Source organism: Paenibacillus sp. 1SOY10 (assembly GCF_056836745.1).
Genome location: NZ_JBXENK010000016.1, coordinates 1 through 20,481, shown reverse-complemented (window position 1 = coordinate 20,481; position 20,481 = coordinate 1). Strand labels below are relative to the sequence as shown.

Here is a 20,481-nt window from a genome sequence, read left to right as displayed (position 1 = left end):
GTATGAGCCCAACCTGAAGCGTAGCTGAAAGTTTTCTGAATGTATCGAACCGGTGCTGGATGAGGTAGGTCAAAATAGTCATAGCATCCTTCGTCATGATCAAGTACAATAAATGTAACATTAGGAAATTAGAAAAAATGCTGTAAGTATTGCATTGTTGGGGAGGACCTTTTTCATGGATCAACGTCCATCGGACACACCTTATTCTTATTCAAGCTTTGATCAATACCCACCGTCGATGCCGCCTGCTCCGGCTAGAACGAATGGGAAGTCGATTGCTTCACTGGTGCTTGGTATTCTGGCGGTTATCATTCCTTATATCGGCTTTATTTTGGGTATCATTGCCATCGTGTTATCGTCACTTTCGCTGAAGGAAATCAAACGGACGAATGAGCAAGGCAAAGGCCTTAGCATTGCGGGTCTCGTCTGCGGCATCATCGGAACCGTGCTATACGGTATGATAATATTACTTGTCGTTATTTTTGCGGTGGCCTATTCTTCAACTGAAATGTATAGCAACTTCTAGAAGTAACTATTGGTGTGAACAAGGAACAAGCATCGTCGCCTGAGGCACGGTGCTTGTTCCTTGTTTAGCTAGAGGGAGGCGGGGAGAGCAATTGTATGATTAAAAACTGCTCCATTTAACAGGAAATCCTCCAACTAAAATTCCCTTTTCGCCCCATCATCAACTATTAGCTGGAATTTCTCTATATAAATTCCTGGAAATCGCCAAATATAGGCCCATAACACAGACTTATAGTGAGCTTTTCCAGTTAAGTATCGAAATTCAGCCTTTTTCGGCATATTAGCAGGAGGATTTCCCACTCAGTTAAGTCAAATCAGCATAAAAGAGCAGGAAGAATGTGTTCTAAACAGGTTGCTGTCCTTTGAATGAGACTCTGAGATCGGACGGTGTGCCTTCGTAGTCAGTGGTTGCAGGGGGACGGAGCGAAGCTGGCAAATCGCGCTAAAGTTTGTGATAATAAAAGGCATGGGAACTTCTGAATGAAAGAGGGATGGCATTGACGAATTCGGAGACGAGCGGAGTAGCAGAGCAGAGTAAGGCCAATCAGGCCAATGAGGGCGGACAGGAACGGCTGATTGCTCAGATTGCCAAGGAGCTGGGCTTAGCGCTCAAGCAGGTACGGACGACGGTGGGATTGCTGGATGAAGGCAATACCATCCCATTTATTGCCCGGTACCGTAAGGAAATGACCGGTGAACTGGACGAGAATCAACTACGTGATATTGAAGAGCGGACCCACTATCTAAGAAATTTGGAGGAGCGCAAGCAAGAGGTTCTGCGAATCATTGAGGAACAAGGCAAGCTGACGGAGGATTTGGCGGCGGCGATTAGCCGGGCAGTCAAGCTGCAGGAAGTAGAAGACCTCTATCGTCCGTATCGGCAGAAGCGGAAGACACGGGCGAGCGTGGCTAAGGAGAAGGGGCTGGAGCCGTTGGCAGAGTGGCTCTTATCGCAGCCCAAGCAGGGAGACCCGCTCGACGAGGCCGCGAAGTATACTGGACCCGCTGGCCTGAAAGATGGAGTAGAGACTCCAGAAGAGGCGCTTCAAGGGGCAATGGATATTGTGGCTGAGCGAATCGCTGATGAAGCTGCCATTCGTACCTGGGTCCGCCAATATACCATGGATCATGGCATGATGGTCTCTGAGGCTAAGACTCCGGAAGAAGAATCGGTATACGAGTTGTATTACAATTATCGGGAAGCGGCCAAGAAGATGCCTTCCCACCGTATTCTGGCCATGAATCGCGGTGAGCGCGAGAATGTACTGAAGGTAGGGCTGGAGGTGGACGCCGATGCGATCCACCGTTACATTCAGGGACGAGTTATTCGCGGACAGTCCGCCACACAAGCCTTATTGCAGGACGTGGTAGAGGATGCCTACAAACGGCTGATTGCTCCTTCAATTGAACGCGAGGTGCGTGGTGAACTGACCGAGAAGGCAGAGGCTCAGGCGATTACGATATTTGCCGGGAACCTGCGGAGTCTGTTGTTACAGGCACCGGTCCGAGGCAAAAGCGTGCTGGGTGTGGATCCAGCTTATCGGACAGGCTGTAAGCTAGCTGTAGTTGATGATACGGGCAAATTGTTGGAGGTGGCCGTGACTTATCCTACACCGCCGAACAACAAGAAACGTGAAGCTACGGCTAAATTTCATGAATTAATTGATAAATATGGGGTGGAGCTCGTTGTCATTGGCAACGGTACTGCCTCCCGTGAGACGGAGCAATTTGTGGCCGAGGTCATCGCAGAGCGTAAGGACCGGGGAGGAGAACTGGCTTATCTGATCGTGAACGAGGCGGGGGCAAGCGTATATTCAGCCTCCAAGCTGGCTCAGGAAGAGTTCCCCGATCTGGACGTGGCAGAGCGCAGCGCTGTCTCGATTGCCCGGCGGCTTCAAGACCCGCTGGCTGAACTGGTCAAGATTGAACCTAAAGCGATTGGTGTCGGCCAATACCAGCATGATGTGTCACAGAAGCAATTGGACGGAAGCCTGACTCATGTGGTGGAATCCGCCGTAAACCATGTAGGTGTCGACGTCAATACAGCTTCTCCGGCTTTGCTGGGATATGTATCCGGGGTGAACGCAACCACGGCCAAGAATATCGTGAAGTTCCGGGAAGAGAACGGTCGGTTCCGTAGCCGGAAGCAGTTGCAGAAGGTACCGCGCCTGGGGGCCAAGACGTTTGAACAGTGTGTCGGCTTTCTACGGATTGCAGAAGGGGAGAACCCGTTGGACCGTACGCCAATCCATCCGGAATCCTATGATGTAGTCAACCGTGTGTTCGCTGAATTGGGTGTTGCGTTAAGTCAGTTAGGGACCAAGGAACTGAACGAGAAGCTGGCGGCACTTGAGGTAAGCGAACTGGCTACCAAGCTAGAGGTTGGCGTGCCTACCTTGCGCGACATTCTGGAGAGCTTGCAACGTCCGGGTCGAGACCCACGGGAAGAGCTGCCGCTACCGATCTTCCGTACGGATGTGTTGAAGATTGAGGATTTGACACCAGGGATGGAATTGCATGGCACGGTGCGAAATGTCATCGATTTTGGTGCTTTTGTGGATATCGGTATCAAAAACGATGGGTTGGTGCATATTTCACAGCTTAGCAACGGTTACGTCAAGCATCCAATGGACGTTGTGTCCGTAGGGGATAATGTGACTGTATGGGTGCTGAATGTGGATATCAAGAAGGGAAGAGTTGGTTTGACCATGCGGCGTCCGGATTAACGGATGGACAGCTAGCAATACTGCGAGGCCGAGCTTGCCGGGAGAAGTTCCGGGCACGCTCGGCCTTCTTGGTATTGAGCTATAATCCGGCAGCTTGTCTTAACAGCAGCGGTTCCCGGATCAGCACCATCTTTTTCTCTACTTGAATTAGCTCGCTGAATTGTAGCTCCAGCATGACCTTGGTCACCGTCTCGCGAGCGGTACCGGACATATCAGCCAACTGCTGATGGGTCAGCTTAAAGGCAATCAGAACACCATCCGGCTGCTTAGTCCCATGTTGCTCGGTCAGTCTTAGCAACGTCTTGACAATGCGTGCGCGGGCATCGAGCAGTGTTAGATCCATAATGATCTCGTTGGCCTTGCGGAGCCTTAATAACGTAGTCTCCAGAATTTTCATCGATATGAGGGGGTTATGGTGGAGCAGGGTCATGAAGTCTAGCCGTTTTAATACATATAACACCGATCTTTCGATAGTTCGGGCAGAGGAGGTCCTATGTTTGATGCTTTCCAGCAGGGCCATTTCTCCAAAGAAATCCCCTTCGCAAAGTACGGACAAAATAATCTCCCGATTCTCATCATTCCGGTATACATGAACAAGTCCGGATTGAATCAGGTATAGCTCGTCCCCTTCTTCGCCTTCCCGATAGATTGCAGTTCCCTTATCATATTCCCGTGTAATGAATAATGGTGCAATTTTAGTCAAATCAGCCGTATCTAGATGCTCGAAATAAGGAAAACTCCGAATCAATTCAAGATTGTGCATCATCACGCCTCCTTTCTCCCACAGGAGAACTAATTCGTGATATTTCCAAAGTTTCCTTCAATTATTTTAATTTAAAGGGATATCCCCTCGCAGGGAGGGGATAATCCAAAACGGCTTCTATGGATTTATTGCACGTTCTTATCCTGGGAATATTGCCGATTGTAATAAAAAAACCAACAGTCATTAAGCAAACGAATTTGACGGCGGTCTCTCTTGTGAAAGGCACGCATAATCTGATGACTGAGCCAATTTGGCAAGCGTATCTCCTCCTCGGTGATTCCTCGTATGGATAGGGTATGGGCCATCTCCCCGGAACGTGCAAGTCCTTCGGAATCAGAATAAAAAAATCCGGCCTGCGCATTCCCCTCATTACCAGGGGTTGTTGGCAGGCCGGACGCCGAAATAGTGCATCATTCTTCGAACTTACGCGTATTCTTCTTCATACCATTGTTCCAATTGGGCTTGGAGCGCACGAATCTCGGTCAATAGCGAGACTAGCGGGTAATTCTCTTCTTGAATCGCAGCAAATGAGGCCTCAAGCTCATTGATGTAAGCCAGGCCACTTTTGATCTGAAGCGACTCATGGAGCAGGTCCAGACGGTCGCACTCGGCCACCGCGCGCGGCAAAGCCGGAATCTGAGTTGCTGTCAGCTTGGCTATTTCCTTGTTAAGACGCAGGTTCAATGCACTAAGCTGGTAGGCGTAGTCTGCGGGCATCTCAACAAATTCCAACTGCTCCCCTTGCTGCAAAATGACATACCTCATTGTGGACATGCTTTTCAATTCTCCTTTTCTAACCATCCTACTTGACAGTGTAGCGTAAGAAGAAGTTAAAATTCAAGTAGTAGAGAGAGACAGCGGGAAGGAGAGAGTCCATGACAAATGAACAATTACAAGCCTGGGTCGAACAGATTTCGCTGCATTCTTTCGGAGTACCCTTCCGCCATCAAGCCAGCTTTAATCCCCGGCTACGGACGACTGGAGGTCGTTATTTCATGAAGAGCCACCATATTGAAATTAATCCCTCCCAGCTTGCCGCTTACGGCCAGGATGAGGTTGAGCGTATTATTAAGCATGAACTATGTCATTACCACCTGCATTTGTCAGGGCGAGGATATCGTCACCGGGATGCAGACTTCAAAGCGTTATTGCAGCGGGTGGGTGGCAGCAGATATTGTCATTCCTTGCCTGGTGGGAAGGAGCGCAAGGTTTTGCCTCATCGGTACAAGCTGATTTGCACGGATTGTGGAATGGAGTATTTACGTAAGCGGCGTGTGGACCCAAGTCGTTACCGCTGCGGACAATGTGCCGGGCGACTACGACTGATGGTACTTGATAACTCCTGATATGGTATAATGAAGGCATATTCATATCATTAAGGAGTGATAAGCATGGCCCGATCCAAAGCCAAGAAGCTGCGCCAGAAGCTGGTGCGGGAGGGGAAGCGAAGTCCTGAGCTTAGCCGTAGCCCCTTTGCTTCAGCCGATTTGAGAACACGAAAGACGAAGACGAAGCAAGAACTGATTCATACGCAAAAATACAAGAACCACGCTTCCTATCATGGAGACGATGGTTCTTTATTTTGGCGAATGGCGGCATCCTGAACCTCCCATGATCTTGACTTTGACGCGGAAGCGTGATAAATTAGGTGATGTTCTTGCTTCATTTGTAAACGTTCCCTGATAGCTCAGTTGGTAGAGCACTCGACTGTTAATCGAGTTGTCACAGGTTCGAGTCCTGTTCGGGGAGCCATTTTCTTGGAGAGATACCCAAGTGGCTATAAGGGGACCCTCTGCTAAGGGGTTAGACTGCGTAAGCGGTGCGAGGGTTCGAATCCCTCTCTCTCCGTTGATAGAAAGAGCATCTTCATTTGAGAAGATGCTCTTTTTTTGCTTTTATTCCAATCTGAACAGGAAAAATCGTCTAAAATTACAATAATTATGTATTAAATCATATTTGTTGTTTGATTACCATAAAATCAATTCGGGGAGGTGAAAGTTATAGCTTAAGCCGTAAGCGCTTTAAATGTAAGGATGTAGGGAGAATAGAGTAGAGAGGAGATACGGTGTTGAGAAGATTAACGAGTGTAGGGATTGCGCTGCTAATCATGCTTCTAGTGGTATCCCAGGTTTTGGCCGAAGGAGGTCCAGCGACGGTACAGAGTGAGGTAACTGTAAATAATATCCCTGTCTTTACGGATGCCGGGACAGATGCAAGAGGAATACATCCTGGCACCTTCGGTTCGGAGTATGGCCGGCTGCTTCAGTTATCGAACGGTCATTGGCTCTCGGTGTATACCATCTACAATAATAATGGGTATACTCGGGACGCTAATGGTGGAACCCGGCTCCAGATAGCAAGAAGCACGGATAATGCCCGCACCTGGACAGTGCTCAGTACAATCGATGATCCGGGAAGCGATCTTGATAACGGGCAGATGATCCAGTTGCCTACAGGGGATATTGTTCTGGCGGCACGTTCCGTGCGCTGGGGAGAAACCTTCTATCTTCCTGTATACAGAAGCACCGATGGGGGTGTGACCTGGACCTATCTCAGCAATATTGACAGCAACGTCGGTGCGCCCGGGACACTTGGCGGCAGAGGAGTGTATGAGCCGCATTTGGGCTTCCTGGATGATGGACGTGTGGCTGTCTATTATGCCAGTGAGAAATATGCAGCAAGTACACCAGCCTATAGTCAAGTTATCTCCTTGAAGATATCTTCAGATAATGGTGCAACGTGGGGCAATGAGATTTTTGCGGCCTGGGATACAGGTAATTCTGCCTCGAGACCGGGGATGCCGGTATGGACGAAGATGAATAATGGAAAATATATTTTGACCTATGAGGTTTGCGGAACGGCAGGTTGCAATATCTACTATAAGGTGTCTGAGGATGGAGTAACCTGGTCGAGTGGTCTGGGGAACCCCATTCCCAATCAGAATGGTGCACCCTACATTCTTTCGCTAAGCGATGGACGGCTGGCCGTTACCAGTAATAATAGCAAATTATCCTTCAGCAACGATTATGGCGCAACCTGGTATACCAATGACGAGGTATTATGGCCGGGAGGCTTCCCGGATTATTACTGGGCCAGTCTATATCAAACGGGAACCGATGAAATTGCCGCAATGACCTCTGCCCTACGTTCTGAAGGCGGACACAACGTAAAGATCAAGTTCCTCACGCTGCCAACCCACTTTTCAGACGATTTCTCTGATGGCCATGACGTGGGCTGGACGAAATACGAAGGAACCTGGACTATGTCAAATGGAGCTTATCAGGTCACCTCGGCGAGTGCAGCCAAATCGATCATTAATCCTTATATCTCCCTGGTCAACTATTCGGCAGAAGCAGATATAACACTGAACGATGCGGGTCAGGCCAGCCTGATCTTTGACGTGACAGGCCCGGCCAACGGCACCGACCACTTTAAGGGTTACGGCGCAGGGATTGATACGAACGGCACGGTATGGCTGGGTAAATTCAATAATAATTATACGGAGCTATCCAGGGCATCCGTTCCTATATCATCTGGCACCAAGTATCACTTGAAGGTAGTCAAGAATTTTGGCAGAATTCAAGTGTTTGTAGATAACGTGTTGAAGCTAGACCACACGGATACCTCGTATAACAGAGGGACGATAGGTGTACGAGGAGGCTTCGGTAACACTGTCCGGTTTGATAATATCGTGGTAACTCCTCACACGTATTCGAACTCATTTGATAGCAACTCGGACCCGGGCTGGATCCGTTATGGAGGGACCTGGTTGTTGCAGGATGGAGTGTATACAGTCACTTCTCCGGCTGCCTTTGCCAAATCGGTGTTTAATCAACGGACGACAGGTTTGAATTACACAATTGAGGGTGACATTCGTCTCCATGATAGTGGAGAAGGTAGCTTAATCTGGAATACAAGTCAACTGGCAGTGGGAACAGATAGCTTCAAAGGATACGGGGCGGGCATCAAAGCGGATGGTTCTGTCTGGTTAGGCAAATTTAATAACAGCTATACTAATCTGGGAGGAGCCTTTTTCTCCATTAACCCGGGCGAGTGGTATTCATTGAAAATCGTAGTTACCGGTCCCCGTATGCAGGTGTATGTCAATAATACTCGGCTCATCGATAGAACGGATTATACTTATCATAATGGCTCATTAGGTGTGCGAGCTGGATATAACAATAAGGTTAGCTTTGATAATATTCGGATGTACTAACTAAAAGACCCGGGCGCCGTAACTACTCGTTATGGGGAAGGACGGCGCCTTTGTTAATAGTTGGAGGTAGAGATGAATGCAGAGGAAAAATAGGGTTGCAAGGTACTATAGTTTTTGCTATACTCAATTTTGTCGCCGCTTAAGGCACCTATAGATATGGCCCGTTGGTCAAGGGGTTAAGACACCTCCCTTTCACGGAGGTAACAGGGGTTCGAATCCCCTACGGGTCACCATTATTATATTAGCTCCAATCGTTAATTGAATATGCGGTCGTGGTGGAATGGCAGACACGCTATCTTGAGGGGGTAGTGGGCGTACGCCCGTGGAGGTTCGAGTCCTCTCGACCGCATCGATACAGAAAGAACCTTGCGTCCAAGCAAGGTTCTTTCTGTATAACCAATGGTATATATCCGATAGAGAATAAAGGGGGATAGGGCGTGGGAACCGAGTTTTGGATTATCATTTTGATTGGAGCGGGGACTTACTTGTTTCGGGCAGGCTCATTAACCCTGGGAAGCCGGGTGAAGTGGTCTCCGTCAACCAAAGAGTGGTTATCTTATGTATCCCCGGCGGTACTTGGCGCGCTGATTGGGCCACTGCTGCTGTTGAAGGAAGGTCACTTCCTTCCGCTTGCTCAGAATACCATGTTATTTGCGGCCATTCCGACATGCATCGTAGCCTGGTGGTCACGTCGTCTTCTGCTGACCGTAGTTGCCGGTGTGTTGTTTTATGCTGCGGTTATGTACTTATGGGGGTAAGGGGGACAAGAAGATGAACCATATTCAGCGTAAGGAAAATATGGCACAGGCGATGCGGGATGCGCTGCCGATTGTGATTGCTTATTTTCCACTGTCCATGACTTACGGAGTGTTGGCTTCCGCAGGAGGACTGCATGGGGGATTAGCTATGCTGGGTTCGGTGTGGATCTTCTCCGGGGGAGCCCAGTTCATGTTGCTGGGAATGCTTACTTCGGCATCCGCTCCGGTCACGATTGTTACCACATTATTGCTGCTCAATATGCGTCATATTCTGTATGGCGCGACGATGGGGCCCTATTTGACGTCGTGGAGGGAGCCACAGAAATGGCTGGCTGCAATAGGCCTTACAGATGAGGGCTTTGCCGTTACTTCTAGCAGAGCAACTCAGGGGAATCCATTGACACCTGCTTATTATATTTCATTTGCCTTACTGATTTATGGCTCCTGGGTAGCTGGAACATCGATAGGTATCGGTTTGGGTAGCTTTGTTAATGCAGAACTGGCTACGATTCTCTCATTTGCATTGCCCGCCTTGTTCATTGCCCTGCTGGCCGGGGGAGACCGTACAAGAGCCTCGATGCTGGCTGCGACAAGTGGTGCGCTGGTGGCTGTGTTGGCTGGTGTGCTTCACTCAGGAGGACTGGGTCTTGTTCTTGGTGGTGTGGTTGGGGCGACGGTAGGACAGCAATGGACCAGGCGGTCGCGACGTGCTGAACAAGCTAACTAAACTAACTACGGCTAGCCTCTATTGCTCTCCCTCAGGCGGCAGGTCAAGGAATGCTGCGTATTTGGGGTAAAGTGCCCGGATACAGTCGGGACAAATGTCGTGTGTGAACTCTGCGTGCGTGTGCTTAATCAGATAAGCTTCAATGGTACTCCAGATATCCTGCTCATCCTTAATCTTCTTGCAGACGGCACAGATTGGGAGCAGACCACGTAATGTCCGGATATGGGACAAGTCGTGTTCCATCTTGCGAATTTGTTCCTTCAATCGGGTAATGTCGGTACAAGTGACTACGAGGCCTTGGGGAGACTGCCCTTCTTCACCATACGGAGTGACTTCGGCCAGAAACCAGTGATCCCCTTGCGGTACCGCCATGTAAAGCTCGGTGGCATAGATCGGGATGGCTCCATCCAGAACCAGGGGGACATGCTCTAACAGTTCTTGTGCGGCTTCGTACTTAAGCCGATGATTGTGACTTCGCAGGTAGTCCAGCAAATTGTTCCCTGGGCGGTCCCAGAGGGGAGCCAGCCCGAACACTCTAGCCCGGTTAGCCCAGGTACGGTTAATGTATACGACTGTTCCATCGGCAGTAAGAATGGCAATACTTTGATTAAGGGCATGAAAGGCTTCTTTCCATGGAGGGGATGGGTTCACGGCGAGTTCGCTCCTATAAATGAATTAAGGGTGGTTCTCCGAACCTGTTAAGTCTTGCCGACGCTGTGCTAAGATAGAGGCGAAGTTTCATTTTCATATTATATACGCATTTACGTCATTAAACAACTATAAATTACTTATTTACGTAATAACGTAACAAAGGAAGGTTGGATCAAATTTGTCAATCTACGAGCGTATTGAACTGCTAATTGAGCAGGCAGGGATGACCAAGAAGGCATTTTGTCTGGAACTCGGCATCAGCACAGGCAATTTGGGGGATTGGAAGCGAGGCAAGTCTACGCCCAGTACCAATAAACTGATTGAAATCGCCGCTTTTTTTGATATTAGCCTGGATTGGCTTATGACGGGGCAAGAGAAGCAGGCTGAATATATACGGGAAGACAAGGTTGATTATGTAACAGGAGAAGAGGATTGGGATACTTTCATGCATTCTCTGACCGAATCGGAACGGGCTTTGGTACGAGAATATATTGAGTTTACACGTTGGCGTCAAGAGAAGGCTGACCGGAAACCATAATTACAGCTTTACTTTTAGCGGCAACGAAGATATAATAACAAATGTTCGTTTCATTTTAAGTAAGGCTTTATCCAAACGCGGTCGTGGTGGAATGGCAGACACGCTATCTTGAGGGGGTAGTGGGTGTATACCCGTGGAGGTTCGAGTCCTCTCGACCGCATCAAATTGTAGAAGAAGCTTCTCGGAGAATCCGGGGAGCTTTTTTTGTATGTTCAAAAAAAGAGGAGCGTTGGCATACTCTAAAAAAAGTCCACCAAATCCAAGGATTGTTGCTATGGGAGAGGTGGCTTTTTTCACTATAATAAATGTTGAAGAGGCAGCATGGGAGGGATACGATGAAGATCTTGATCGTGGATGACGAAGCCAGGCACCGCCGGGGGATGTTCCATTTGTTACAGGGCATACGGCCTGAGTATGAAGTGGTGATGGCAAAGAACGGAGCAGAGGCCTTGGATATGGTGCCCCTATGGCAGCCGGATGTGGTATTGACGGATATTCGCATGCCGCATATGGATGGTCTCACCTTCCTGGAGAAGCTGTCAACGTTCGTCTTGCAGCCTAAGGTCATTTTCTTGTCTGCGTACAATCTGTTTGAATATGCGCAAACGGCTCTGCGATATGGGGCCTATGATTATCTGCTAAAGCCGGTGGACACGGATAAGGTGGAAGAGGTCCTGTCGAGAATTGAACAACAATTGAGGGAGGATAAGGGCCGCACTGACTCGAAGGCCGAGGAGCTCCTAGGCTCTTGGCTTAAGGGCCTTGTGCCATCAGAGTCTTTACAAGGCCCCGAAGTTGCTGAACTGCAAGACAATTCGGGCTTTGTCGTGGTGACGGAGTTCTGTGCCGGTGATGGACTTTCGGCAGGGAAGTCGGGAGCAAGGTTATGCCATGAGCTACGTGAAATCTGGTCTTGCGTGGGAACAACTAGAAGCTGGATGCTGGAGAAAGAACCGGGTCGTGTGCTTGCGGTTACTCTCATAGCTGGAGGCTCGGAGAACCCCGGGAAATGCCCAGAAATTCCCCTGGTTAGACACGCGCTGGAACGTATGTCTTACGCTCCGGAGTATGCAGGGGGGCGATTAAGTCATGCATCAGGAGTTCATTGTAAGCGTTTGCTGGAAGGGGGGCCGCAATCCTTCCGAACTGCTATGGCAGCCTTGACATTAACCTTCCATGATGGCTGGAAAGGGGTCGTCTTTGCTTGGGAAAGGCCTGAAACGACAGCAACCCGTCTAAATCTAGATCATGAGCAACTGTTTGCCTTCCTTTGCACACGAGAGGCGGAGGCGGCTTTGGGCCTGTGCCGAACAGCCTTTGAAGAGCTGGCAAACGGCGGCTGGACAAATCCGGATACATTGAAGGAAGGAGCTGCATTTACTCTAATGATGCTCAAAAGCCGCTGCGGAGAATTGCTGGATCGCGAAACGGCCCTGCGCCTTGCCGAGACTTCGGCGAAGGAGCTTCCTGCCTGCGAGACGATGTTTGCCCTTCTATCCGTGCTGGAGGCAAGGTTACTGGAGGTCCGCCGAGAATTACAGGATAAGAAAAGGGGAAGGGGCGAATATGCGGCCGAGGCCACAATTCGGCTCATTCAAAGCCGTTATATGGAGGAATTGACTCTGGAGAATTTGGCCGAGCAATTTTATTTCAATCCATCTTATTTTAGTACCTTATTCAAGAATTATACAGGCAGGACCTTCTCGGAAATTCTTACGGAGACGCGAATCAACCGGGCTAAGGAATTACTGTCCGATCCCGAGTGTACACTTAAAATTTACGATATTGCCGAGCGTAGCGGGTACCGGGATACCAAATATTTTGGCCGCATCTTCAAACGTTATGTGGGGGTGTCGCCGGAGGCTTACCGGCATAAATCGTTGGGGAATCTTCGCCGATGAAGCTGCGAACCCGGTTGCTAACCAGTTATCTGATATTAATCTCGCTGCCCCTTATTATTTTGGGCGTCTTGTTCTACAGAACGAGCCTGCAAGTTGTAACCAAGCAAGCTCAGGAGAATGTGTATGAAATTGTGAAGAAGAACAATGAAGTCCTTGATGGAAAGCTGAAGCAAATAGAGAACGACAGTACCACCTTGTTCGCGGACAAGGAGCTGTTCGATATTTTTAATAACCTGAATGCAGACAATCAGGGTGAATTATTGATGGCTGACCGTAAAATCTCTCAGGTGTTGGGCCGTCATTTTGCCCAGAATGAGGATTTGTACACCTACCAAATCTGGACGACTTACTATACCTTCGGTCCCCAGCGGAACATGCCGCAGGGTGATCCGACCCTCTCGGATGTTTATCGCAAAGCGAGGGAGGCCGGAGGGAGGATGGTGTGGTACCCGACCTATAACTTTATGGACATGTTCGATCAGCCCTGGCTCTCGATTGCCGATAATTATGATTACCAGTATCTGTTTAGTGCGGCACGTCTGCTTAACTTCTCATATCTGGACATCAGCTCCATGAAGAATCTTGATCCCGGGGTGGAGCGGCCGGTGCTGTCCATTAGCCTGAAGGCCAACTTGTTTCGCTCACTCTTCGAGAGTAGCATACCGGAGGATTCGCACTACATGGTGCTGAGTCCGGATGGAGTCATTGTTGCGGGCTCAGAGGAGTATCAGATGACGGCACGCTTCACCGAGGACTGGGCCACTGGGTTATTCGGCAGGGGAAGCGGAACGCAGCGAATCAGTCTGGACGGGCAAAATATGCTCATTTGCTTCGACCGTTCATCCATTACAGGCTGGCTGTCCATAGTTGTCATTCCGGAGTCGGCCCTGGTCAAGGATATCGTGCCACCCATTTTGCTGTCCACGTTAACGTTGGCTATTGTGCTAGGTCTTGTTGCTGCCGGACTGGCCTTCCTGGTCGTCGCGCGGATTACGGTGCCAGTCAAGAAGTTGCTGGTGGCGATGCGCTTCGTGGGCGAAGGGGATTTCCATATGCAGATTGAGCCTGCGGGCAACGACGAATTCGGTATTTTGATCCGTAAATTCAATAATATGAACCAGCGTATTCAGAAGCTGGTGACCGAGAATTATGAGATTAAACTGAAGGAACAGCAGGCGGAAATTCAGGCGCTCAACCTGCAGATGAACCCGCATTTTCTCTATAATACGCTGAATGTCATGAATTGGGTGGCTATCGAGAACCAGCAGCGCGAATTAAGCCGGATGCTTGTCTGCTTGTCCAGCATGTTGCAATATACTACCCGCAAGAACTGGGATGCGGTGGAATTATCTGAGGAAATGGAATGGATGAAAAATTACTTCTATATAATGTCTGTCCGCTTTGAAGGAAAATTTAGGGTTGCTTATGATATTGCTCCTGAGCTGTATGGTTATAAGGTACCTAAGCTATTGTTCCAGCCCTTTGTGGAGAATGCACTTCTTCATGGCTTTGGGGAGCTTGAGGAGGGCGGTGCAATTACGATCATTGGCCGATTGGAGGAAGGAACACGAATTTTTCAGATTGTAGACAATGGTTGTGGCATAACGTCGGAGCTTCTGGAACATATCGAGCGGGGGGATATCTCTTCCGTAGGCATTCAAACCATGCTGTCGCGAATCAGGTTGCGTTATGGGGCTCCTTACGGGGTGTTCATCACCTCAATACCGGGGGAAGGGACAAGAGTCACGATACGTCTGCCCGCAAACAACGAAGAATAGTCCACCAAATCAAATCATCGATGGATTTTGGAAGCGCATTCTTGCTGCTATAGTAAAGGCATCATAGACTGCAGCTATGAGTTATCTATTCAAGCGCGAACGAGAGGGGTTATGCCGAGTGAGACTGACGAGAAGAATGATATCGGTTCTGTTAATGATGTTATTGTTGACGACTACCGTACTGTCCGCCTGCTCCAATGGGGGAGGAAGCGCAAATACAGGCACAGGTGATTCCCCGTCCACAGATAGCGGCTCCAAGGAGACCATTACACTAAGGCTGACACTTTGGGGGACTCCAGGTGAAATAGATACTTATCAGAAAGTCATTGACCGCTTCGAATCTTCGCATCCGAATGTCAAAGTCAAATTGGAGAGTATTCCAACCGACTATGATACCAAGTTGACAACGATGGTGGCCGGGAATGAGGAGCCGGATGTAGCCATGGTTGAATCGGCAACGATTGCCTTCCCTCTTGCCGAGGAGGGCAAATTCCTGAACCTTGAGCCGTTGCTGGAATCAGATGCTAACTTCGGTGCAGAGGACCTTGTTCCAAACATTTCTTATTATGCAGAGCCAGGCAACATGGTTGGTATTGGGCCAGGTCCTGAGACCTTCCTGCTCTATTATAATGTGGACCTCTTCAAGGAAGCGGGGGTAGAACCGCCATCGTCAAAGGCCATGGAGACATGGACCTGGGATGAATTTGTAGAGGCCGCCAAGCTGCTCACCTTGGATGAGAACGGCAACAATGCGACCCAAAGCGATTTTAACCCGAAGAAAATCAAGCAATTCGGAGTTAGTGGGGCCAATGGCTGGTGGGGAACCTGGTCCAACTTTATATTCAGCAATGGCGGCGATTTTGTATCCGAGGATGGTCAAACCTTTGGGTTGAATCAACCGGAAGCCGTTGAAGCTCTCCAGAAGGTAGCGGATTTGATCAATGTACACCATGTGGCGCCTTCGCCGGTGCAAGCCAAAAATGTACCTAGCACGAACGTAGCTTTGCAGACGAAGAAGGTGGCGATGGTCATCGATGGTCAGTGGGCTAACTTTGACCTTAGCAAGACGGGGGTAAATTACGATGTCGCTCCGTTGCCAGTGATGAAGGCTCCGATCACAACGGTGGTATGTGGTATCTTTTCGATCTTCAAATCAACGAAGCACCCCGAGGAATCCTGGGAGCTTGTGAAGGCATTAACCGATCCCGAGGGTTCATTGGAACTGAATCATCAAGGCTTATGGATGCCGGCTCTGAAGGATTGGTATCAGCAGCCGGAGCTGATTGATAAATGGACGGCTGACTCCAAGGCACGTACACCAGGCTACAAGGATGCAGCTATTGATATGATGCTGAATTACAGCCGTCAATCACCAACCGGCTACATCAAGAATTTCAACAAAATTATGGACGTAGTTACTCCGGCCCTGGACAAATTATGGCTTGGCGAGCAAACCGCTCAGCAAGCGATGGACTCCATCGCTGATAAAGCGCAAGCACAAGTGCAGGGACGCCGGGATATTCAATAACCTATCATTTTAAGCGAACGGCCGATTGCTCCGGGTGGTGATAGTAGTTATCACCGCGTCCTGGCTTAAGCGAGCGGCCGTTCCATTCATAAGGAGGCCACCATGGCTACTGAAATTCGCATGCAAACGGCTCCGGCGCAAGGCCAGCTTGTTCGCACGAAAGAGCGGAAGGCTTTATTCTGGGGATTATTGTTTACGCTGCCGGCCACGCTGGGGTTTCTTATCTTTACGGCAGGGCCGATGATTGTCAGCCTCTTTCTGAGCTTGACCGATTACAGTGTGTTCAAAGATGCCACTGGATGGGTTGGATTTGCGCATTATGCCCAGCTTATGTCTGGACAGGATGAGCTGTTTGTCAAATCATTGAAGGTCACGTTTTATTTCGTAGTTCTCAAGGTACCGGCGACCATTCTGGTATCCCTTGCTATTGCCTTGCTGCTTAACATGAATGTCAAGGGGAGGGCCATGTTCAGGACTATCGTATATTTGCCGAGTATTGTACCGGCAGTAGCTACGGCGATGATCTGGATGTGGTTGCTGAATCCGGATTTAGGTCTGGTCAATCAGATGTTGAGCAGCTTGAACTTGCCGACGAGTTCCTGGTTGTATGCCGAGAACACAGTCATTCCATCCGTCGTTCTGACGACGATGTGGGGGATCGGCGGGACGGTTGTTATCTTCCTGGCTGGCCTTAGTGGCATCCCCCAACAATATTATGAAGCCATCGATGTTGATGGAGGGGGCTGGTGGCACAAGCTGCGCCATATTACGATTCCGCTGGTAAGCCCCACCATTTTCTTCAATACTGTAATGGCAATTATCGGAGCGTTCCAAGTGTTCAACGAAGCGTATATTCTGACGGGAGGCGGCCCGAATAACGCCAGCTTGTTCTATATTTTCTATCTATGGCGTACGGCGTTCCGGGATACGGAAATGGGCTATGCTTCGGCATTGGCCTGGATTATGTTCGCCATCATCTCGGTATTCACCCTGTTTGTGTTCCGTACGGCCAAATCCTGGGTGCATTATGAAGGGGAGGGACGCCCATGAGACCTGCCGTACTCAAGCAAACCTTGGCTTATATTGCGCTAATTGCTATTTCTGTCATGTTCCTCATCCCTTTTGTCTGGATGGTGCGCAGCTCGTTAATGAATTTAGGGCAAATCTTCGTTATGCCGCCAGTATGGATTCCAAGTCCGGTGCAATGGGATAACTTTTCGCGGGCACTAACGATCTTGCCGTTTGACCGTTTTTTTCTTAACACGTTGATCATTGTGTTCTTCTCCGTATTAGGTACGGTAATCAGCAGCTCGGTAGCAGCCTTTGGATTTTCCCGTATCTCGTGGAAAGGGCGTAATGCGGTATTTGCTATATTGCTGTCGGCGATGATGCTTCCAGGTGCGGTTACGTTGATTCCGACCTTTCTGGGATGGCGCTCGCTTGGTTTTTACGATACCTACATGCCGCTCATATTACCTGCATTCTTCGGTGGGGGAATCTTCAATATCTTCTTGTTGCGACAGTTTTATATGACCATTCCGCGAGACTTTGATGAAGCGGCTGTCGTGGATGGAGCAGGGTATTTCCAGATATACAGCAGAATTATTCTGCCGCTCAGCCGTTCCGCGGTCATCGTTGTGTCCTTGTTCACCTTCCTGAATGCCTGGAATGATTTCTTTGGACCGCTAATTTACTTGAAGTCTAACGAGAAGTTTACGCTGGCTCTTGGCTTGCAGATGTTTCAGGGGGCTTACACCTCCCAATGGGATTTGCTGATGGCAGCTTCCGCTGCGGTGGTCCTGCCTTGCGTGGTTGTATTTTTAATTGGACAAAAATATTTTCTGGAAGGGATTACGTTAACCGGCTTAAAAGGGTAATGTTGAACATAAAGGGAGGGACTAATCCAAGTGAACTTATTTAACTCAAACACCCAGCGTTGGAAGGGCGTTCCGTTTAACCGGGTTCGGTTAACGGACGGATTCTGGGAGCCCCGTCTGAAGACATTGAATCGCGTAACACTTCCTACTTGCCTGGCCCAATGTGAGTCAACAGGACGTATTGCCAACTTTGCCAAAGCCGGCGGTCTGGAGAGCGGCGAGCATCAGGGGATGTATTATGACGATTCGGACGTGTACAAGGTGCTCGAAGGGGTTGCCTACTCGTTGATGTCAGTACGTGATGAGCGACTGGAGGCGGAGATGGATCGCATTATCGATCTGATCGCAGCCGCCCAGGAAGAGGATGGTTATCTTACTACCTATTATACGCTTGGGGCACATGAACAGAAATGGACCGATATGGAGAAGCACGAGATGTATAATGGGGGTCATCTGCTGGAAGCCGCTGTAGCGTATTACGAAGCAACGGGAAAGCGGAAGCTTCTGGACGTGGCCTGCCGGCTGGCAGATCATTATGACAGATTGTTTGGTCCTGGCAAACGCCATTGGGTAGAGGGCCATCAAGAAGTTGAACTGGCTCTGGTTAAGCTCTATCGAACGACCGGGGTGGAGCGTTATCTGAAGCTGGCGGAATGGCTCTTGGACGAACGGGGCCACGGACATGGTGTAGGAGAAATTTGGAATAAGGAGGAATGGGGTCCGGCGTATTGCCAGGATGATGTACCCGTTCGGGAGATCAAGCGGGTGACTGGTCATGCAGTCAGAGCGATGTATCTTTACACAGCGATGGCTGATGTGATGAGTGCTGCGGACGATGCTTCCTATGGAGATGCCTTGCAGCAGGTTTGGGCGCATACGGTAGAGCGCAATATGTATGTGACAGGTGGGATTGGACCATCGCGGCATAATGAAGGCTTTACAGAGGATTATGATCTTCCAAATGAAAGCGCTTATTGCGAGACCTGCGCGGCTATTGCCTTGGTATTCTGGAACCACCGAATGAATTTGCTGTATGGGGATGCCAAATATGCGGATGTTATGGAACGGGCGATATATAATGGCGTGCTGTCCGGAATTTCGATGTCAGGGGACCACTTCTTTTACGTCAATCCCTTAGCTTCCTCTGGTGATCATCATCGGGTCGAGTGGTTCCATACCTCTTGCTGTCCTACAAATCTGGCGCGCTTCCTTCCTTCAATCAGCGGGTACGCGTATGCAGTGACGGATCGAGGCATTGCCTGTAACCAATTCATGGCCGGTCAGGCTGAGGCAGAGCTTCCAAGCGGGAATGCGATTAGACTGGAAATGCAAACGGGCTATCCTTGGGACGGTGGTGTTCATTTATTTGTGCATCCGAATCAGGAGGAGAGCTTCCCCATCCTGCTGCGAATTCCGGGATGGTGCCGGAGCTATCGTGTATCGGTGAACGGCGTGCCTGTACCCGCAGAAGACGTCACTGTTCAACAGGGCTACATCGTTCTGGAACGGTTATGGCGTGCCGGAGATTCCGTGGACTATCAGATGGAAATGTCTGTCCGGGTAATCCGTGCGCGGCCGGAGGTGGAGGCAAATGCAGGGAGGATTGCTTTCCAGCGTGGTCCTATCGTGTATTGTCTGGAGCAGGCGGATAACCCCGGTTTGGCGTACGATCATTTTGAGATTTCCTCGGAGCTGTCATTCGTCCTGGAAGCAAGGGAGGATGATGTACTGGGAGGAGTGACCGTCATGAACGCTCTGGACCGGGCGGGGCAGCGGTATACCTTGATTCCCTATTATGCCTGGGACAATCGAAGCCCGGGATTCATGCAGGTGTGGTTGAAGGAAGCCGTATCCGCTGCGATCTATAGCGGTTAAGCATAGCAATCAAGCTCAAGCTGACTGGCTTGACATGTGGATAATGGAGAAAGGAAGTGGAGCCATGACTAGAAAATCTGGAAATCCATTGTTTGCTGGATGGTACGCCGACCCTGAGGCCAGAATATTTGACGGCCGATACTGGATTTATCCCACGTATTCCGATGTTTATGAAAAGCAGATCTTCTTCGATGCCTTTCATTCCGATAATTTGATTGAGTGGACCAAGGTGGAGCGAATCCTGGATTTGTCCGGTGTGTCCTGGGCCAATAAAGCGGTTTGGGCTCCTTCCCCGATTGAGAAGGATGGTAAGTATTATCTATACTTTGCAGCTAATGATATTCAGAGCAATGAAGAGCTTGGTGGCATCGGGGTGGCGGTGGCAGAACGGCCAGAAGGGCCGTTCATCGATCCGCTTGGTCACCCTCTCATTGACCAATTTGTCTTCGGTGCGCAGCCTATTGATCCGCATATATTTTTGGATGACGATGGTACGCCTTACTTATATTACGGGGGCTGGGGACATTGCAATGTGGTCAAGCTGAAGCCGGATATGATGAGTCTTGATTCCTTCGAGGACGGGACGATTTACAAGGAGGTAACTCCTTCTGGTTACGT

Annotated in this window: 20 protein-coding genes and 5 tRNA genes; 21 read left to right on the top strand and 4 right to left on the bottom strand. The window is 49.5% G+C overall.

Annotation, left to right across the window (positions count from 1 at the left end):
- Window positions 1-175: 175 nt before the first annotated feature.
- A complete protein-coding gene (locus AC1VOR_RS22170; RefSeq protein ID WP_482621101.1) occupies window positions 176-526 on the top strand; it encodes a DUF4190 domain-containing protein in 351 nt (116 codons plus the stop codon).
- A gap of 496 nt (window positions 527-1,022) precedes the next feature.
- Window positions 1,023-3,251, top strand: coding sequence for a Tex family protein (locus AC1VOR_RS22165; protein WP_482621164.1), 2,229 nt, complete (start codon window positions 1,023-1,025; stop codon window positions 3,249-3,251).
- Window positions 3,252-3,330: 79 nt separating this feature from the next.
- On the opposite strand, the gene AC1VOR_RS22160 is transcribed toward AC1VOR_RS22165, so the two are convergent.
- The 3 genes from AC1VOR_RS22160 to AC1VOR_RS22150 all read right to left on the bottom strand — a co-directional run bounded on the left by AC1VOR_RS22160 (window position 3,331) and on the right by AC1VOR_RS22150 (window position 4,788).
- Window positions 3,331-4,017, bottom strand: a complete 687-nt coding sequence (locus AC1VOR_RS22160) for a Crp/Fnr family transcriptional regulator (RefSeq protein ID WP_482621162.1) — start codon at window positions 4,015-4,017, stop codon at window positions 3,331-3,333.
- A gap of 122 nt (window positions 4,018-4,139) precedes the next feature.
- Complete coding sequence (cmpA, locus tag AC1VOR_RS22155; RefSeq protein WP_089153476.1) at window positions 4,140-4,271, bottom strand: cortex morphogenetic protein CmpA; 132 nt, start codon at window positions 4,269-4,271, stop codon at window positions 4,140-4,142.
- A gap of 166 nt (window positions 4,272-4,437) precedes the next feature.
- Window positions 4,438-4,788 carry a hydrolase/acyltransferase gene (locus AC1VOR_RS22150; RefSeq protein WP_482621099.1) on the bottom strand — a complete coding sequence of 117 codons (351 nt, stop codon included), beginning with the start codon at window positions 4,786-4,788 and terminating at the stop codon, window positions 4,438-4,440.
- 101 nt (window positions 4,789-4,889) lie between these two features.
- On the opposite strand from AC1VOR_RS22150, the gene AC1VOR_RS22145 reads away from it, so the two are divergent.
- The 9 genes from AC1VOR_RS22145 to AC1VOR_RS22105 all read left to right on the top strand — a co-directional run bounded on the left by AC1VOR_RS22145 (window position 4,890) and on the right by AC1VOR_RS22105 (window position 9,715).
- Window positions 4,890-5,360 carry a SprT family protein gene (locus AC1VOR_RS22145; protein WP_482621098.1) on the top strand — a complete coding sequence of 157 codons (471 nt, stop codon included), beginning with the start codon at window positions 4,890-4,892 and terminating at the stop codon, window positions 5,358-5,360.
- 45 nt (window positions 5,361-5,405) lie between these two features.
- Window positions 5,406-5,618: a hypothetical protein gene (locus AC1VOR_RS22140; RefSeq protein ID WP_482621096.1), complete on the top strand. Its 213-nt coding sequence runs from the start codon at window positions 5,406-5,408 to the stop codon at window positions 5,616-5,618.
- A 72-nt stretch (window positions 5,619-5,690) separates the two neighbouring features.
- Window positions 5,691-5,766 (top strand) — tRNA-Asn (locus AC1VOR_RS22135).
- A gap of 7 nt (window positions 5,767-5,773) precedes the next feature.
- Window positions 5,774-5,862, top strand: a tRNA-Ser gene (locus tag AC1VOR_RS22130).
- Between the two features lie 220 nt (window positions 5,863-6,082).
- Window positions 6,083-8,230 (top strand): 3-keto-alpha-glucoside-1,2-lyase-like domain-containing protein, encoded by a 2,148-nt coding sequence (locus AC1VOR_RS22125; protein WP_482621095.1) that lies wholly within the window; start codon window positions 6,083-6,085, stop codon window positions 8,228-8,230.
- A gap of 158 nt (window positions 8,231-8,388) precedes the next feature.
- A tRNA-Glu gene (locus AC1VOR_RS22120) sits at window positions 8,389-8,463 on the top strand.
- A 33-nt stretch (window positions 8,464-8,496) separates the two neighbouring features.
- Window positions 8,497-8,579: transfer RNA gene (locus AC1VOR_RS22115), tRNA-Leu, on the top strand.
- 88 nt (window positions 8,580-8,667) lie between these two features.
- Window positions 8,668-8,988 (top strand): AzlD domain-containing protein, encoded by a 321-nt coding sequence (locus AC1VOR_RS22110; RefSeq protein WP_482621094.1) that lies wholly within the window; start codon window positions 8,668-8,670, stop codon window positions 8,986-8,988.
- A 13-nt stretch (window positions 8,989-9,001) separates the two neighbouring features.
- Window positions 9,002-9,715 (top strand): AzlC family ABC transporter permease, encoded by a 714-nt coding sequence (locus tag AC1VOR_RS22105; protein WP_482621092.1) that lies wholly within the window; start codon window positions 9,002-9,004, stop codon window positions 9,713-9,715.
- An 18-nt stretch (window positions 9,716-9,733) separates the two neighbouring features.
- Here the strand turns inward: AC1VOR_RS22105 and AC1VOR_RS22100 are convergent, their stop codons facing one another.
- Window positions 9,734-10,366 (bottom strand): PAS domain-containing protein, encoded by a 633-nt coding sequence (locus tag AC1VOR_RS22100; RefSeq protein ID WP_482621090.1) that lies wholly within the window; start codon window positions 10,364-10,366, stop codon window positions 9,734-9,736.
- 223 nt (window positions 10,367-10,589) lie between these two features.
- On the opposite strand from AC1VOR_RS22100, the gene AC1VOR_RS22095 reads away from it, so the two are divergent.
- From AC1VOR_RS22095 to AC1VOR_RS22050, 10 genes are all read left to right on the top strand, one after another.
- A complete protein-coding gene (locus AC1VOR_RS22095; RefSeq protein WP_482621161.1) occupies window positions 10,590-10,904 on the top strand; it encodes a helix-turn-helix domain-containing protein in 315 nt (104 codons plus the stop codon).
- A gap of 77 nt (window positions 10,905-10,981) precedes the next feature.
- A tRNA-Leu gene (locus AC1VOR_RS22090) sits at window positions 10,982-11,064 on the top strand.
- 48 nt (window positions 11,065-11,112) lie between these two features.
- On the top strand, window positions 11,113-11,262 hold the full coding sequence (locus AC1VOR_RS22085; protein ID WP_482621088.1) for a hypothetical protein: 150 nt from the start codon (window positions 11,113-11,115) through the stop codon (window positions 11,260-11,262).
- Window positions 11,240-12,805 carry a response regulator transcription factor gene (locus tag AC1VOR_RS22080; RefSeq protein ID WP_482621086.1) on the top strand — a complete coding sequence of 522 codons (1,566 nt, stop codon included), beginning with the start codon at window positions 11,240-11,242 and terminating at the stop codon, window positions 12,803-12,805. Before AC1VOR_RS22085 ends, AC1VOR_RS22080 begins: the two co-directional genes overlap by 23 nt.
- Window positions 12,802-14,583, top strand: a complete 1,782-nt coding sequence (locus tag AC1VOR_RS22075) for a sensor histidine kinase (protein WP_482621084.1) — start codon at window positions 12,802-12,804, stop codon at window positions 14,581-14,583. The genes AC1VOR_RS22080 and AC1VOR_RS22075 overlap by 4 nt, the downstream gene beginning before the upstream one ends.
- 118 nt (window positions 14,584-14,701) lie before the next feature.
- Entirely contained in the window at window positions 14,702-16,111 is a 1,410-nt protein-coding gene (locus AC1VOR_RS22070; RefSeq protein ID WP_482621082.1) for an ABC transporter substrate-binding protein, read from the top strand.
- Window positions 16,112-16,231: 120 nt separating this feature from the next.
- The gene (locus tag AC1VOR_RS22065) at window positions 16,232-17,161 is read left to right on the top strand and encodes a carbohydrate ABC transporter permease (protein ID WP_482621160.1); all 930 of its coding nucleotides are present in this window, start codon (window positions 16,232-16,234) and stop codon (window positions 17,159-17,161) included.
- Window positions 17,158-17,988, top strand: a complete 831-nt coding sequence (locus tag AC1VOR_RS22060; protein WP_482621080.1) for a carbohydrate ABC transporter permease — start codon at window positions 17,158-17,160, stop codon at window positions 17,986-17,988. Before AC1VOR_RS22065 ends, AC1VOR_RS22060 begins: the two co-directional genes overlap by 4 nt.
- Window positions 17,989-18,018: 30 nt before the next feature.
- Window positions 18,019-19,863 carry a glycoside hydrolase family 127 protein gene (locus AC1VOR_RS22055; RefSeq protein ID WP_482621079.1) on the top strand — a complete coding sequence of 615 codons (1,845 nt, stop codon included), beginning with the start codon at window positions 18,019-18,021 and terminating at the stop codon, window positions 19,861-19,863.
- A gap of 64 nt (window positions 19,864-19,927) precedes the next feature.
- Window positions 19,928-20,481, top strand: a 554-nt coding sequence (locus tag AC1VOR_RS22050; RefSeq protein WP_482621077.1) for a family 43 glycosylhydrolase, incomplete at its 3' end; no start/stop codon positions are given.